This window comes from Brevundimonas vesicularis, from assembly GCF_014204545.1.
GTDB classification, from domain to species: Bacteria; Pseudomonadota; Alphaproteobacteria; order Caulobacterales; family Caulobacteraceae; genus Brevundimonas; species Brevundimonas vesicularis_B.
The window spans coordinates 596455-611348 of the sequence record NZ_JACHLJ010000002.1; the positions used below are offsets into that span (position 1 = coordinate 596455).

General features: G+C 67.3%; 15 protein-coding genes. 8 read left to right on the forward strand and 7 right to left on the reverse strand.

All coding sequences use genetic code 11. The annotated features are described in order from the left end of the window. The first annotated feature begins 14 nt into the window (after positions 1-14). Positions 15-1145, forward strand: a complete 1131-nt coding sequence (locus HNP47_RS11085; protein ID WP_184279596.1) for an aromatic ring-hydroxylating dioxygenase subunit alpha — start codon at positions 15-17, stop codon at positions 1143-1145. Positions 1146-1307: 162 nt separating this feature from the next. Here the strand turns inward: HNP47_RS11085 and HNP47_RS11090 are convergent, their stop codons facing one another. Then, complete coding sequence (locus HNP47_RS11090) at positions 1308-2324, reverse strand: adenosine kinase (RefSeq protein WP_184279597.1); 1017 nt, start codon at positions 2322-2324, stop codon at positions 1308-1310. Between the two features lie 92 nt (positions 2325-2416). Between HNP47_RS11090 and HNP47_RS11095 the strand changes: the two genes are divergently transcribed. After that, on the forward strand, positions 2417-3289 hold the full coding sequence (locus tag HNP47_RS11095; protein WP_184279598.1) for a RimK family alpha-L-glutamate ligase: 873 nt from the start codon (positions 2417-2419) through the stop codon (positions 3287-3289). Positions 3290-3329: 40 nt separating this feature from the next. On the opposite strand, the gene HNP47_RS11100 is transcribed toward HNP47_RS11095, so the two are convergent. Then, a complete protein-coding gene (locus HNP47_RS11100; RefSeq protein WP_184279599.1) occupies positions 3330-4793 on the reverse strand; it encodes a methyl-accepting chemotaxis protein in 1464 nt (487 codons plus the stop codon). Positions 4794-5018: 225 nt separating this feature from the next. Between HNP47_RS11100 and HNP47_RS11105 the strand changes: the two genes are divergently transcribed. Further along, positions 5019-5507: a MarR family winged helix-turn-helix transcriptional regulator gene (locus HNP47_RS11105; protein WP_184279600.1), complete on the forward strand. Its 489-nt coding sequence runs from the start codon at positions 5019-5021 to the stop codon at positions 5505-5507. Here HNP47_RS11105 and nth read toward each other — a convergent pair. Beyond that, the gene (gene nth / locus HNP47_RS11110) at positions 5504-6247 is read right to left on the reverse strand and encodes an endonuclease III (protein ID WP_184279601.1); all 744 of its coding nucleotides are present in this window, start codon (positions 6245-6247) and stop codon (positions 5504-5506) included. The two genes, HNP47_RS11105 and nth, sit on opposite strands and share 4 nt — an antisense overlap. Next, a complete protein-coding gene (locus tag HNP47_RS11115) occupies positions 6244-7575 on the reverse strand; it encodes an NAD(P)/FAD-dependent oxidoreductase (RefSeq protein ID WP_184279602.1) in 1332 nt (443 codons plus the stop codon). The genes nth and HNP47_RS11115 overlap by 4 nt, the downstream gene beginning before the upstream one ends. Positions 7576-7696: 121 nt before the next feature. Between HNP47_RS11115 and HNP47_RS11120 the strand changes: the two genes are divergently transcribed. The 5 genes from HNP47_RS11120 to HNP47_RS11140 all read left to right on the forward strand — a co-directional run bounded on the left by HNP47_RS11120 (position 7697) and on the right by HNP47_RS11140 (position 12294). Continuing rightward, positions 7697-8782: an HlyD family secretion protein gene (locus HNP47_RS11120; protein WP_184279603.1), complete on the forward strand. Its 1086-nt coding sequence runs from the start codon at positions 7697-7699 to the stop codon at positions 8780-8782. Further along, positions 8779-10389 (forward strand): DHA2 family efflux MFS transporter permease subunit, encoded by a 1611-nt coding sequence (locus HNP47_RS11125; protein ID WP_184279604.1) that lies wholly within the window; start codon positions 8779-8781, stop codon positions 10387-10389. The genes HNP47_RS11120 and HNP47_RS11125 overlap by 4 nt, the downstream gene beginning before the upstream one ends. Then, a complete protein-coding gene (locus HNP47_RS11130) occupies positions 10389-11006 on the forward strand; it encodes a TetR/AcrR family transcriptional regulator (protein WP_184279605.1) in 618 nt (205 codons plus the stop codon). The genes HNP47_RS11125 and HNP47_RS11130 overlap by 1 nt, the downstream gene beginning before the upstream one ends. Positions 11007-11053: 47 nt before the next feature. Then, a complete protein-coding gene (locus tag HNP47_RS11135; protein ID WP_184279606.1) occupies positions 11054-11827 on the forward strand; it encodes a creatininase family protein in 774 nt (257 codons plus the stop codon). A gap of 92 nt (positions 11828-11919) precedes the next feature. Beyond that, positions 11920-12294 (forward strand): phasin family protein, encoded by a 375-nt coding sequence (locus tag HNP47_RS11140; protein ID WP_184279607.1) that lies wholly within the window; start codon positions 11920-11922, stop codon positions 12292-12294. On the opposite strand, the gene HNP47_RS11145 is transcribed toward HNP47_RS11140, so the two are convergent. From HNP47_RS11145 to ftsY, 3 genes are all read right to left on the reverse strand, one after another. Next, on the reverse strand, positions 12291-12905 hold the full coding sequence (locus HNP47_RS11145) for a MarR family winged helix-turn-helix transcriptional regulator (RefSeq protein ID WP_184279608.1): 615 nt from the start codon (positions 12903-12905) through the stop codon (positions 12291-12293). The genes HNP47_RS11140 and HNP47_RS11145 overlap by 4 nt on opposite strands. Positions 12906-13003: 98 nt before the next feature. Further along, positions 13004-13624 (reverse strand): inner membrane-spanning protein YciB, encoded by a 621-nt coding sequence (locus HNP47_RS11150; RefSeq protein ID WP_184279609.1) that lies wholly within the window; start codon positions 13622-13624, stop codon positions 13004-13006. Between the two features lies 1 nt (position 13625). Further along, positions 13626-14561 carry a signal recognition particle-docking protein FtsY gene (ftsY, locus tag HNP47_RS11155; protein WP_055808927.1) on the reverse strand — a complete coding sequence of 312 codons (936 nt, stop codon included), beginning with the start codon at positions 14559-14561 and terminating at the stop codon, positions 13626-13628. Positions 14562-14894 lie beyond the last annotated feature (333 nt).

The following is a 14894-nucleotide window of genomic DNA, read 5'->3' on the forward strand; positions in this document are numbered from 1 at the left end:
GTTAGACAGTCGGCATGAAGCCCGTCGATGCCGCTCCCGTCCAGTCCCCCCAAGTCGAACCCGCCCCTTCAAAAGCCGGCGCGCAGCCGTTCGGCAAGGGGTTCGTCACCGACGCCTGGTATTTCGTCGCCCTGGGCCGCGACGTCGCCCCGGCCAGCCTGAAACGCTACGAGATCATGGGCGAGCCGGTGCTGATCGGCCGCACCCGCGCGGGCCAGGTCTATGCGATGCGCGACATCTGTCCCCACCGCGCCGCGCCCCTGTCGGCCGGCAAGCTGGTCGAAAAGCCCGGCGAGGGCGAGACGGTCGAATGCCCCTATCATGGCTGGCGGTTCCGGCCCGACGGCGTCTGCGCCGCCATTCCGTCTCTGGTCGAGGACCAGGCGTTCGAGGCCAATCGCATCCGCGTGCGATCCTATCCGGTGCGCGAAAGCCAAGGGATCGTCTTCGTCTGGATGGCGTCCGACGCCCGCAATCCGATGGAGCCGGACCACGAGCCGCCGGTCTTCCCCGGCGTCGTCGGCGGCGAGGCCAAGCTGGTCGAGGCGATGGATTTCGACAGCCACATCGACCACGCCGTCGTCGGTCTGATGGATCCGGCGCATGGGCCTTACGTCCACCAGCAATGGTGGTGGCGGTCCGAACATTCGATGCACGAAAAGTCCAAGGCCTTCGCCCCGACCGCGTACGGCTGGGCCATGGTGCGGCATGCGCCGTCGTCGAACAGCCGCCTCTACAAGATCCTGGGCGGCGCGCCCGCGACCGAGATCACATTCCGTCTGCCCGGCTTCCGCTGGGAGCACATCCAGGTGGGCGAAAAACAGGTTCTAGCCCTGACCTGCCTGACGCCGATCACCGACACCAAGACGCGCATCACCCAGATCTTCTGGTCCGACCACTGGGTTTTCGGCCTGGCCAAGCCTTTCCTGCGCATGGGGGTCGTCGCCTTCCTGAAACAGGACGGCGGCATGGTGAACCTGCAGAACGAAGGCCTGCGCTACGACCCCGCCCTGATCTGGATCGACGACGCCGACAAGCAGGCCAAATGGTATCAGCAACTGAAGCGTGAATGGGCCAAGAGCCGCGCCGAGGCGCGCCCCTTCGTCAATCCGATCCAGCCTGTGACGCTGAGGTGGAAAAGCTGAAGACCGCGTCCTTCTCCCCTCGGGGGAGAAGGTGGCTCGCGGAGCGAGACGGATGAGGGGGCTGCCAATCGCAACCTCGCCGTTGCCGTTTCGAGGCGGACAGATACCCCTCATCCGAGGCCTGCGGCCCCACCTTCTCCCCCAAGGGGAGAAGGGCGATGATCAGATCTTCAGCCCGTGCTCTCCGGCCAGGTCGGCCAGCTTGACCATCGGGCGGGGGCCCCAGTGGGCGATGACTTCGGAGGCGGCCAGCGAGCCCAGCTTGCCGGCCTCTTCCAGCGTCAAGCCGCGCGCGAGGCCCAGCAGGAAGCCGGCGGCGTACTGGTCGCCGGCGCCGGTGGTGTCGATGACCTTGGCCACCGGATAGGCGGCGACCACGACGCGCTCGTCGCCCTTGATCACGACCGAGCCGTGCTCGCCGCGCGTCACGGCGGCGATCTCGACGATGGCGGCCAGTTTCGCGGCGGCGGCGTCGAAGTCTTCAGTTTCGAACAGGGCGCCCAGTTCGGCCTCATTGGCCAGGACGATGTCGGCGGACTGGGTGATGAAATCCAGCAGTTCGGCGCGCCAGCGGGCGACGACGAAGGTGTCGGACAGGGTGATGGCGACCTTGCGGCCCGCCTTGTGCGCGGCGGCGGCGGCGCGTTCGAAGGCGGCGCGGGCGGGCGCCGGATCGAACAGATAGCCTTCCAGATAGACGATCTCGCTGGCGCCGATCAGGGCCTCGTCGATGTCGTCGGCATACAGCTGGTTTGCGGCGCCCAGGAAGGTCGCCATGGTGCGCGCGCCGTCCGACAGGACGTTGATCAGGCAGCGGCCGGTGCCGAAGCCCTGATTCGCCCCGCCCGTCAGGACAGGCGTGTCGAAGTGAACGCCGGCGGCGCGGATGTCGTGGGTGAAGACCTGGCCCAGCGTATCGTCGGCGACCTTGCCGATATAGGCCGCGCGGCCGCCGAACGAGCCGACGCCCGCCACGGTGTTGCCGGCCGATCCGCCCGAGGCCTCCACGCCCGGCGCCATGGCGTCATACAGGGCGGCGCTGCGTTCGGCGTCGACCAGTTGCATAGAGTTGGGCGCCAGGTCCTGGGCCGTCAGGAAGGCGGCGTCGCAGGGGCTGAGGACATCGACGATGGCGTTGCCGACGGCGCAGACGTCATATTGGGCGGTGTTCTGGGTCATGGTCGCGCCTTAGCCGGTCAATGCCCGCACGTCATCCGAAATCATATAAGGAAGCCCTTATATGCTCCGCGTCGCTTCGGTATGAGGACCGCATGACCCAGATCGCCGTCCTGACCCCCGACCCCGCCGACAAGACCTATGTCGGCCGCTGGCCCGAGGTTCTGGAGCGGTTGAAAGCGACGCTGGAGAGCACGGGCGCGACGGTTACGGCAACGCCCTGGACCAATCATGTCGAGGACGCATCTGGCCTTGCAGCCTACGATCTGATCCTGCCCGTCATCGCCTGGGGCTATCATCGCGATCATGGGCGCTGGCTGAAGGCTTGCGCGACGTGGAGCGAGGCCGGCCTGGCGGTCGCCAATCCCGCCGAGGTGCTGCGTTGGAACTCAGACAAGGCCTATCTGGCGCGACTGGCGGACAAGGGCGTGCCGATCCCGCAGACGCGTTGGACCGACCGCGTGGCCCAGGATCAGGTGGACGCCGCCTTCGCCGAGACGGGCGCGCCGGTGCTGATCGTCAAACCCACGGTGTCGGCCGGGGCGTTTCGCACCCTGCGCCTGACGCCAGGCGAAGTGTTGGACGACGCGCCCGAGGGCGCAGCGATGATCCAGCCCTATCTGAAGTCGATCGAGACCGAGGGCGAGACCTCGCTGCTGTTCTTCGGCGGCCGGTTCAGCCATGCGGTCAACAAACGGCCGGTGGCGGGCGACTTCCGCATCCAGGTCCAGTTCGGCGGCCTGTATAGGGCCGTGACGCCTGACGCGGCGGCGATGGCCTTGGCTGAGCAGGTGCTGGCCGCCATCGGCGAACCGCTGCTCTACGCCCGCATCGACATGGCCCGCGATGACGCCGGCCAGTGGGTGCTGATGGAGGCCGAACTGATCGAGCCGGACTTCTACCTGGACCACGACCCCGCGAACGGCGCCGGCTTCGCCGAGGCCGTCAAGGCGCGGCTGGAGGCCTAGGCCGCCTCGCGCTGAACCGCGCCCGAACGAGGCCTGGACCTCAGAACTCTTCCCAATCCGATTGAACAGCGGCCACAGCCGCTCTGGCGCCGCCGCCGGCCGCCATGCGGGCGCGTGCAGGGGCGGCGTGGGCGCGGGCGAAGCTTTCCACGCGGGCCCTCATCTGGTGGATGGGAGCCGTCTGGATCGGCGTCGAGGCCGCGGCGACCTGGCTGGTTTCGAAGCGGCCGACCAGTTCGGCCAGTTCGGCGGCCTCGCGGCTCAGGCTCAGGCTGGCGGCGGTCGATTGCTCGACCATGGCTGCGTTCTGCTGGGTGACCTGATCCATCTGGTTCACGGCGGTGTTGACCTCGGCCAGACCGACGGCCTGTTCCTGGGATGAGGCGCGGATTTCGCTCATCAGGGTGCTGATCTCTTCGATCCGCCCCGCAATGCCCGCCAGGGCCTCGCCCGATTGACGCACCAGAACCACCCCGTCCTTGACCTGGCCGGAGCTGGCCGAGATCAGCGTCTTGATCTCCTTTGCCGATTCCGCCGAACGCTGGGCCAGGGCGCGCACTTCGGAGGCCACCACCGCAAAGCCGCGACCGGCTTCGCCCGCGCGGGCGGCCTCGACGCCGGCGTTCAGCGCCAGGAGATTGGTCTGGAAGGCGATCTCGTCGATCACACCGATGATCTGGCTGATCTCGTTGGAGGATCGCTCGATCTCACCCATGGCCGCGACGGCCTTCTGGACGACCGCGCCGCCGGTCTCGGCCTGACTGCGGCCCTGGGTGACTACGCCGTCGGCCGCCCGGGCGTTCTCGGCCGTCTTGCGCACCGTTGCGGTGATCTGGTGCAGCGCCGCGGCGGTCTCCTCAAGGCTGGCGGCCTGCTGTTCGGTGCGGCGCGACAAATCTTCGGCGGCGCTGCCGATCTCGTGCGCCCCCGACTGCATCGAGCCGGCGTTGGCGCCAATGACGCTGACCGCCTGATCCAGCGTCGTCATGGCCTGATTGAAATTATCGCGCAGGACGGCGTAGTCGCCCGGGAAGTCGTCCTGGATACGATAGGACAGGTCCCCGGCCGCCATGGCCGACAAGCCCCTGGCCGTGCCTGCGACAACAGCGGCCTGGACCTGGGCGGCTTGACGGTCCGCTTCGGCCCGGCGTTCGCGCTCTTCTTCGACGGCGGTCACGTCCGTGGCGAACTTAACGACCTTATAGGGGCGCCCGTCGCTGTCCAAGATCGGATTGTAGCTGGCCTCGATCACCACCCGCTGGCCGCCCTTACCGTAGCGCACGAACTTGTCCGCGACGAACTCGCCGGCGTTCAACCGCCGCCACAACTGGGCGTAGGCCGGCGTCTGCGCTTCACTCGGATCGACGAACATCTTGTGGTGACGTCCGACGATTTCAGCCGGCTCATATCCAACCACCGATAGGAAGTTCTGATTGGCCTTCAGAATGACGCCATCCAGATCGAACTGGATAACCGCTTGAGAGCGACTGACTGCTGCCATCATACTGCGCAGCTCGTTGAGCGTCTTGTCGTCTCGTTTTTTAGCGAACAGGCGCAATGCAAAAATCTTTCATACTGAGGTGAACGTTAATGCCACATCAACACTTTAAATCGGGTGTCGGCATGGTTAGCGCGCTAAAGGCTCAACTTGGGGGAGAATATTTCTCAGCAGCGTAGCTTCGGCAGCCTAGAAGCCGCTATGCCGCCCCCTGGTTCCATGAGGTCATATTTGTCTCCACGCCGTCATCTGCCGTCGCCGGATCAGCGCGACGATCTTCAGCTGGAAGTCGCGATGACGCTGATGGTGACGGCCAAGCGATGGAAGTTGCGCGTCGCTGATCTGTTTCGACGGTCCGGTCACACGGGCGCGCCGACCGTGGTGCTTTATTTCCTAGCCGATGAACCCAAAGGCCTGACGCTTTCGGAGTTGGCGAACAGGATGGAGCTGTCCGGCGCATCCCTGACTCGTCTGGTGCAAAGGCTCGAGAAAGACGGGATGGTCAGCCGGCGTCGGATGATCGGAGATGGACGATCATGGCTGATACAGATGGAGCCGGCCGGGCGCGCCGAAGTCGAGGCGTTTGAGATCCATGCCGCGGCCATGCGCGAGCGAATGTTCGAAGGCATGTCGGAGGAAGATATGGCCGCTGCACTCCGCGTGCTGAAGGCTTTGGCCGAAAAACTGACCCACGGGCCTGACGCCGCACCGGGAATCTAGCCCGCCTCGCCCAGCGCCATCAGGCCCGCTCGCGACGGGCACAGGTCGGCGATGATGCAGGACAGGCATTTGGGCTTGCGCGCCGTGCAGGTGTAGCGGCCGTGCAGGATCAGCCAGTGGTGCGCCTTGGGCAGCCAGTCCTCGGGCACGACCTTGAACAGCTGGGCCTCGACCTTGTCCGGCGTACCTGCATTGGCCAGTCCCAACCGGTGCGAGACGCGAAAGACGTGGGTGTCCACGGCGATGGCCGCCTCGATCCCCAGTTCGTTCAGAACCACCGAGGCCGTCTTGCGACCCACACCGGGCAGGGCCTGTAGATCGGCGCGGTTCAGCGGGACCTCGCCCCCATGTTGTTCCAGCACGATCCGGCTCAGCGCGATAACGTTCTTCGCCTTGCCGCGATAGAGGCCGATGGAGGCGATGAAGGGGATCAGCCCCTCCTCGCCCAGGGCCAGCATCTTCTTCGGCGTATCCGCGACCTTGAACAAACGCTCGGTCGCCTTGTTGACCGAGACGTCCGTCGCCTGGGCCGACAGGGCGACGGCGACGACCAGAGTGAAGGGATTGGAGAAATCCAGCTCGGTCTTGGGTTCCGGCATGACGCCGGACAGGCGTTCGAAGATCGCCTCGACACGGTCTTCGTCGGGCGGCCAGCGCAGCACGGGGATGGCCGCCCCGGTCATCACGGCCGGGCGTTTGGCGGGCTTGGCGGCGGGCTTTCTGGCCTTGGCGGGCTTCATGCCTCGCTGTCGTCCCCGGGGCGACGCGGGTCAAGACCCAGGCCCTTGAGCGCTTGGGCGGTCAGGGCGGCGTCGGCGGCGCGCTCGCCCTCCATCCAGGCGCCGTGGGCCGTGCCGTAATAGACCGGCGCCGTCGCCTCGCCGGCCAGGAAAATGCGGTCCTCGACCGACGTGCGCAGCTTGGCCCGATCCGCCGCATGGCCCGGCAAGGCGTGGGAATAGGCGCCGCGCGACCAGGGATCGACGCCCCAGCCGCTGACCGCGACCGCCTCCAGCCGACGGCGCATGTCCGATCCCAGGGCCGCGACCAGTTCGGACACGGCGAAGTCGAACAGGGCGGCCGGCCCTTGCGCCTCCAGCCCCCAGGCCAGGTCGGCTCCGAAATAGGCTTCGATCATCGGCCGTCCGAACGGCCGCAGGTGATAGCCGCCGGTCTCGGCCGTATCGGTGCGAGTCCAAATCTGGGTGTCGGGCTGGAAATCGCCGGCTCCGCGCACCGTCATATGCACCTTGGACGCCAGGCCCAGCAGCACGCCCGCCGTCGCCTCGAGCAGGGCCGGAACCGGCGGATCGATGCGGATCGTCTCGCTGGAGATCAGGCTGTTGGGCACGGTCAGGATGACGATCCGCGCCGTCAGTTCACCGCGATTGGTCTCCAGGCGCAGCACGGGTCCGGTGCGGTCGATGCGGCTGACGGCGCAGTCCGTGACCGTGATGGACGAAACGGCCTCCCCCAGCCGGGCGATCAGGCGGCCATAGCCCTCGCGCACCCGCCAGTTCACGCCGGTGTCGCCATAGGCGTCGTAATCCAGGCTGGACACCTCGGCGAACCGCGCGCCGTTCAGGGCGCCCGAGATGGCGTCCATGCGCAGGTTCCAGCGACAGTCGGGATCGAAGAAGTCCGACGCCGGACGATCCTCACCCACACCCGCCCGGACGAGGGCCGCCGCCTCGGTCACCCGCTGGTCAAAGGCGGCGAAGGCCTCGCCGAACGCGGCCTGATCCGCGCGGGTCATCTCGTGATCAAAGGCCTGGGTGCGCCAGGGCGGCGGCGTCTGGTCCAGCGTCAGCCCCTCGGCCTCGACCCGTCCGGCCAGCACATTGTCGTCGGCGGAATGCAGCCAGCCGCACCCCATGTCCAACCCTTCGCCCTCGGCCCGAACCGTCCAGGCGCGCCCGCCGATCCGGTCGCGAGCCTCCAGCACCAGAACCGACAGGCCGGGCCGCAGCAGACGGCGGGCCGCGGCGATGCCGGCGGCGCCTGCGCCGATCACCACGACATCGACCTGGGACGGCAGCGGCTGGGAGGCGGAGATGCGGGCGTTCATGGCGTCAGGACATACACGAAAACCGGTCGTGATCGGCGCCGTCCCAATCGCCTATTGATTTTTGGACGGCGGGGTCCATTTTAGCGCCGCTTCAAAACGCCGCACCTCCCCCGGATTCTCCATGTCGCCTGAACTCAAGAAACGCCTGCCGCTGTTCGCGGCCGCCCTCGTCGGCCTGGCCCTGATCGTGGGCGGCATCGTCTGGTGGGTGAACGGCCAGCGTTGGGAAAGCACCGACAACGCCTTCGTCCAGGCCGACACCACCCTGGTCAGCCCGCAACTGTCCGGCCGGGTCACCGAGGTTCTGGTGGGCGACAACCAGCGGGTCGCGGCAGGGCAGATCCTGGTGAAGCTGGACGATTCCGACCAGAAGGCGCAGCTCGCTCAGGCCGAGGCCAATCTGGCCGCCGCCATCGCCGCCGTCGGCCATGTCGACGCCCAGACCGAGCAGGAACAGGCCACCATCGCCGCCCGCGCCGCCTCCGTCGCCCAGGCCAACGCCCAGGCCGGTCTGGCCCGCGCCGAGGTCGATCGTTACGGCAAGCTGGCCGAACAGGGCTGGGTCTCGCAACAGCGCATCCAGACCGAGCGCGCCTCGGCCGCCACCGCCGCCGCCAGCGTCCAGCAGGCCCAGGCCGCTCTGGTCGCCGAACAACGCACCGCCGGGGTGCTGGGCTCGACCCGCCAGCAGAGCGTCGCCGCCGTCGAACAGGCCCGCGCCGTCGTTGATCAGGCCCGCATTGCGCTGGAGCGCACCGTCATCCGCGCGCCGGTCGCCGGCGTTGTCGGCGCCCGCAGCGTGCGGCCCGGCCAGTATGTCAACGCTGGCACGCAACTGCTGTCGGTCGTGCCCCTGACCAACACCTACATCGTCGCCAACTTCAAGGAGACGCAGCTGGACAAGGTGCGCCTGGGCCAGACCGTCGAGATTTCCGCCGACGCCTTCCCGGGCCGCAAGATCGAGGGCCGCGTCGATAGCTTCGCCCCCGCCACCGGGTCCGAGTTCGCCCTGATCCCGGTCGAGAACGCCACGGGCAACTTCACCAAGATCACCCAGCGCGTGCCGGTCCGAATCGTCGTCAGCGGCGCAGACCGCAGCCTTGCTTTGCGCCCCGGCCTGTCGGTGGACGTCAAGATCGACCTGAAGAGCCAGGGCGGCCAGAGCTTCGCCGAAGCCGCCACGACGACCGGAGCCGCAGGCCAGTGACCGCCGCCAACCCCGCCGCAGATGGCGGGGCCCCTGTCGCGCAAAAGGGTCCCGTCGCCGGCCATCCCGAAATTAACTGGACCATGCTGCTGCTGGGCTTCGCCGGCATGGTGGTGGGCCAGTTCATGGCCATTCTGGACATCCAGATCGTCGCCGCCTCCCTGCCTCAGATCCAGGCGGGGGTCGGCGCCTCGGCCGACGAGATCAGCTGGATCCAGACCGCTTATCTGATCCCCGAGGTGGTGATGATCCCGCTGTCGGGCTTCCTGTCACGGCTGTGGGGGACGCAGCGGCTGTTTCTGGCCTCGTGCGCCGGCTTCGTGCTGATGAGCATCGCTACGGGCCTGTCGTCGTCGATCGACATGATGATCCTGTTCCGGGCCATTCAGGGTTTCGTGGGCGGGGCCATGATCCCGACCGTCTTCGCCGTCGCCTTCACCGCCTTTCCGCCCGACAAGCGCGTTACCGCCAGCGTGGTCATGGGCCTGATCGTCACCCTGGCGCCGACCGTCGGACCCACGCTGGGCGGGCATCTGACGGAGTGGCTGAGCTGGCGCTGGCTGTTCTTCATCAACGTCGGGCCGGGCCTGCTGGTGCTGTTTCTGGTCGGGCGCTACGGCAATTTCGACAAGGGCGATCCGACGCTGGCGAAAGGGTTCGACTGGTGGGGCCTGGGCTTCATGGCCGCCTTCCTCATGTCCATGCAATTCGTGTTGGAGGAAGGGGCCAAGAACGACTGGTTCGACGACACCCATATCCTGCTGCTGGCGGTGGTCGCGGCGGTCGCGGGACCGATCTTCATCTGGCGCTCCCTGACCTATCGCCAGCCGATCGTGGAGTTGCGCGCCTTTGGCAATCGCAACTTCCTGGTCGGGTTCATCATGACCTTCATCGTCGGTTTCGCCCTGTTCGGCGGCACCTTCCTGCTGCCGCTCTTCCTGGGCCGCGTGCTGGGCTATTCGTCGTCAGAGGTCGGCACCACCATGGTCGTTTCGGGCCTGGCCATGTTCGCCACCGGCCCCTTTGCTGGTCGACTGGTGCGCAAGCTGGATGCGCGGGTGCTGATGTTCGGCGGCTTCATGCTGTGCGCCTGGGGGATGTGGGAGGCGCGCGTCGTCACCGATGACTGGGGCTTCTGGAACTTCGCCTCGGTCCAGGCCTTCCGCGGCGTCGGCGTTATGCTGGCCATGATCGCGTCGCAGCAGGTGACGATGGCGACCCTGCCGCCGCACATGGTCAAGAACGCCTCGGGACTGGTGAACCTGTCGCGCAACGTCGGCGGCGCCTTCGGCTTGGCGATCCTGAACACCAGCCTGACGTCCAACACGGCCCTGCACATGAGCGAACTGACCAGCGCCATCGATCAGGGCGACCAGGCGATGCGCAACATGATGGCCGGCATGACCCAGCGGTTCGCCGGCTCCATCGACCCGGCCGCCTCGGCGATGAAGGCCATCTATGGGATGTTGCAGAAGCAGGCGACGACGATGGCGTTCGGCGACGCCTTCGCCCTGCTGGCCATCCTGTGCGCAAGCGCGGCCTTCGTCACCCTGGCCGCCCAGCCGGTGAAGGCGCAGGGCGGCGCCCCGCCCTCGGACGTCCACTAATGGCGCGCCGTCTTGGACAGGTCGATGAACGAAAGAGCGAGGCGATCCTCGACGCCGCCGCAACGCTGTTCGCCGACAAAGGGCTGCAGGCCAAGATGGACGAGATCGCAAAACTGGCCGGCGTCTCCAAACAGACGGTCTACAACCGCTTCGCCTCCAAGCTGGAGATCGCCCAGGCTCTGGCGTCCAAGCGGGTCGAGGACATCGTGGCCCCTCTGCGCGGCGCCGGCGATCCGCAGACGGTGCTGGAAACCCTGGCCCTGACGCTGCTGAACCGGGTGTGCAGCGGCGACAAGGTCGGCTCGATGCGCGGGGTCGCCCTGGTCTCGGTCGAGGCGCCTGACATCGCCCACGCCATCTATGAGGCCGGTCCGCGTCGCAGCCTGCGCGAACTGGGCGCCTGGCTGGCGGAACAGACGCGGCTGGGCCGGATGAACGTCGCCGATCCGGAAGAGGCGGCCGAGATGTTCGCCGGCCTGGTGCTGGGCCACGGCCATCTGCGCGCCATGCTGGACGTGCCGCAGCTGGAGGCCGGCAAACGAGCAGGCCGCGCCAGAGAGGCTGCGCGCATCTTCATGGCCGCCCATCCGCCCGCCACGGCCGCCAAGACTTCCTGAGCCCGGCGCGCTACAGTCGCCCCACCCTGTCGCTTGAGACCGCCTTCATGCTGATCCACCTGTCCTCCTGGCCCGAAATCGATGCGCGATTGAACGACGGCGGTCCGCTGTCGAAGACGGTGGTCGTGCCGATCGGCTCCAACGAACAGCACGGGCCCACGGGGCTTCTGGGCACCGACTGGCTGTGCCCGGAGATCATCGCTCATGCAGCCGAGAAGACCGACGCCAACCTGATCGTGGCCCCGACCTTCAACATCGGCATGGCCCAGCATCACCTGGCCTTCGCCGGCACGATCAGCCTGCGCCCCTCGACCTTCATGGCCGCGATCACGGACTGGGTGTCGTCCTTGAGCCGTCACGGGTTCGAGCGGATATATTTCCTGAACGGGCACGGCGGGAACGTCGCGACCATCGAGGCGACGATTTCGGAAATCTACGCCGAGTGGAGCTTCGTCGAGGACAGCCCGCCCTTCATCCTGAAGCTGAAGAACTGGTGGGACCTGCCCGGCGTCCATGGCCTGTGCAACCGCCTGTTCCCGACCGGCCATGGCATGCACGCCACTCCGTCCGAGATCGCCGTGACCCAGGCCGCCTATCCCGATCGGATCAAGACCGCCGACTACAGCCCACAGATCGCGCCCAACGGCCCGATCCGCGACGCCTTGGACTATCGCGCCCGCTTCCCCGACGGCCGGATCGGCTCGGACCCGGCCCAGGCCAGTCCCGAGAAGGGCCAGCAGATCATCGACGCGGCGGTCCCCGCCCTGTTGAGCGACATCGCGGCCTTCGCCGCCGAGACCCAGCCGGGAGCGTCGCTCTGACCCGCAAAACCCCCACAGCTGCCAGCGCAGCCGTCGTCGGCGCCGAGATCCTGGCCGCCTCGGCCGAGGTCATCGCGGCCCGCACCGGCCGGATGGCGCAGGGCCTGACCAGCGCCAAGGGGCAGGACTTCAAGGAGCTGTCGCTGATGAGCTCGGAGAAGACCGAAGCGATGTCCGCCTCTGCCGACGCCATGGCCGCCAGCGCCGGGGCCATTGGTCAGCGGCTGGGCCGCGTAGCGCTGGACGAAAGCGCCCATGCCCTGCGAGCGGCGGCGGCTGTCACCCAGGCCCGCACCCCGGCCAAGGCGGCCGAGGCCCAGTTCAGGTACGCCATGGGCTGGTGGAGCCGGGCGGCGGCCCATGCCATGACCCTGAACGGCGAACTGCTGAAGGCCCAGGCCGAGGCGCTGGCCCCGATCCACAAGACCGCGACCGCCAACGCCAAACGGCTGCGCAAGACGCGCTAGGCCGGCTCCACCAGCTTCAGCTTGGGCTTTTTGAGCTTGGCGGGCTTGGCGGGGCGGTCGGCCTTTTTGGCGGCCTTCTCGGCCTTCCTGGCTTCCTTCTCGACCGCCTTCAGCGCCTTCTTGGCGGCCTTGGCCTCGGCCTTGGCGGCGTCGGGAGCGGCGTCGGCGGCGGCGGCCAGATCGGCCAGTTGATTGAGGAAGGTCTCGCGTTGCCCCTTGGGCAGCAGGGCCATGATCCGCTTGTCGGCGGCCTCGACCAGCGGCCGCGCAGCCTCCAACCGGGCTGAGCCTTCAGCCGACAGACGAACCGCCTTGGCGCGGGCGTCCAGGGTCGAACGCTCCCGCTCCAACAGGCCCTTGGTCGTCATGCGCGTGACCAGATCCGCCAGGGTCGAGCGGTCGATGCCGGTCATCCGCACCAGTTCGGTCTGGGTCAGACCGGCCTTGAGAGACACCGCCTCCAGCACCGCGAACTGGCGCTGGGTCAGGCCGTCGGCGCCGGTCTCCTCGGCGTAGATGTCGAGCGCCAGTTGCAGGGCGCGGTGCATCAGGTGGCTGGGCGAGGTGGCCAGGGGGCCGACCTTCCTTGCCGCTTTTCCCGCCTTCACCATCGCGCCGCTCCCCTGAAGTTTCGTCCGAACACGTATCAGCTCTGCTTTACGATTTGACGGGGAAAGCGCGTCGGTTCCGTGACAGTTCCGCTTGGTCCCTAGAGACCGGTATCAGGCGAGACGGGTGTCGGCTCGTCGTCCTTGATCAGGTGCTTCATGATGAAGAAGACCTGCCAGACGCCGAAGACGGCCGAGGCGATCCACAGGCCGCCGCGGAAGGCGACCCATGTGTCATCTGACTGGGTGCGCCAGACGATCTCGTTGACGATGCAGACGGCCGCAAAATACAGGCCGTAACGCAGGGTCAGGCCCCGCCAGCCCACGTCGGTGATGCGGATCGCCTCGCCCAGCAGATATTTGAACGGATAGCGGTTCAGCGGCAGCGACCCCAGCAGCACGACCGCCAGCAGGCCGTTCTGGATCGACAGCTTGATCTTCAACAGGTTCGGATCGTGGAAGACGATGGTCAGCACGCCGAAGATCAAGGCGAACCCGCCGGTCAGCAGCGGCAGGGGCGCCAGACGACGCTCGACCACATAACCGACGATCAGGGCGATCAGGGACGCGCCCACCAGGACCCACGTCGCCTGGACCAGGGCTTCCTGCCCATCCAGACCGCGCGCGAACCGGTTGACCGCATAGGCGGCCATGAAGGCCACGAGCGCGCCGAAATCGACGGCCTGGCGGATGTTGGAAGCCTTCTTCGGCGTCTCGGTCATGTCAGTCTTCCAGTCCCACTAGCGAGCGGGAGAAGGCGCGGGCGTCGAACGGTTGCAGGTCCTCGACCCCTTCGCCGACGCCGATCAGCATCAGGGGGGCGTCGGACGCCTGGGCCACCGGCACCAGCACGCCGCCGCGCGCCGTGCCGTCCAGCTTGGTCATGACCACGCCGGTCACGAAGGCGGTGCGGCCGAAGATCTGTTCCTGGGCCAGGGCGTTGCGGCCCACGGTGGCGTCCAGCACCAGCAGGGTGTCGTGCGGCGCCTCGGGATCGACCTTCTTCAGCACGCGGACGATCTTGAGCAGTTCGTCCATCAGGGCGGACTTGTTCTGCAGTCGGCCGGCGGTGTCGATCAGGACGACGTCATAGCCTTCGGCCCGCGCCTTGGTATAGGCGTCGAAGGCCAGGCCCGCCGCATCGGCGCCGTCGCGACGGCTTTCGAAGTCGGCGCCGGCGCGCTCGGCCCAGACCTTCAGCTGTTCGCGGGCGGCGGCGCGGAAGGTGTCGCCGGCGACGATCATCACCTTGGCGCCCTTGCCCGTCAGATCGGCGGCGATCTTGCCCAAGGTCGTGGTCTTGCCCGAGCCGTTCACCCCGACGAACAGGACGACATAGGGTTTAGGGCCGGACAGGGGGTCGAAGGTCGCCTGGCGCGGCGACAGTTCGGCGGCCACCGCCTCGGCCAGCGCCTCCTTGACCTCGCGCTCGGGCGCGTCCTTGCCGAACTTCAGGCCGCGAAAGCGTTCGACGATCCGGGCCGAGGCGGCCGGGCCGAGATCGCTCTCCAGCAGATGCTCCTCCAGCTGCTCCAGCGAGGCCTCGGACAGAGGCTCCTTGACGAAGGTGGCGACGACCTGATCGGTCATCTGTTTGGAGGAGCGCGAGAGCCCAGCGGACAGGCGCTGGAACCAGCCCTTTTTCGGCGTGTCGTTCATGCAGTGGCTTTAGCGGGGGCGAGGGCCAACGTCATCCGCATTCGCGAAGGTCGTCCGCGACGTTTCAGACGGTCGGCGACAAAAACACCGTCTAATTCGTCTAATTGGTCTGAAATCGGGACCTCCCTGTCAGCGTGAGTTTGAAGACGAGGAGTATAGACCCGCGCAAAATCGACGACGGCGGACGGCCGCTAGAAATCGGCAAGCCGTTGAAAGCGCGAGGTTTCGAGCCTGCGGTTAGGACGGCTGTCGTCATTTCTCTTTCGTCATCCTCCAGCAAGCCGCTGACGGCGCAGACCGTGGGACCCAGCAGCGCCGAAGGCGATGCGTCGG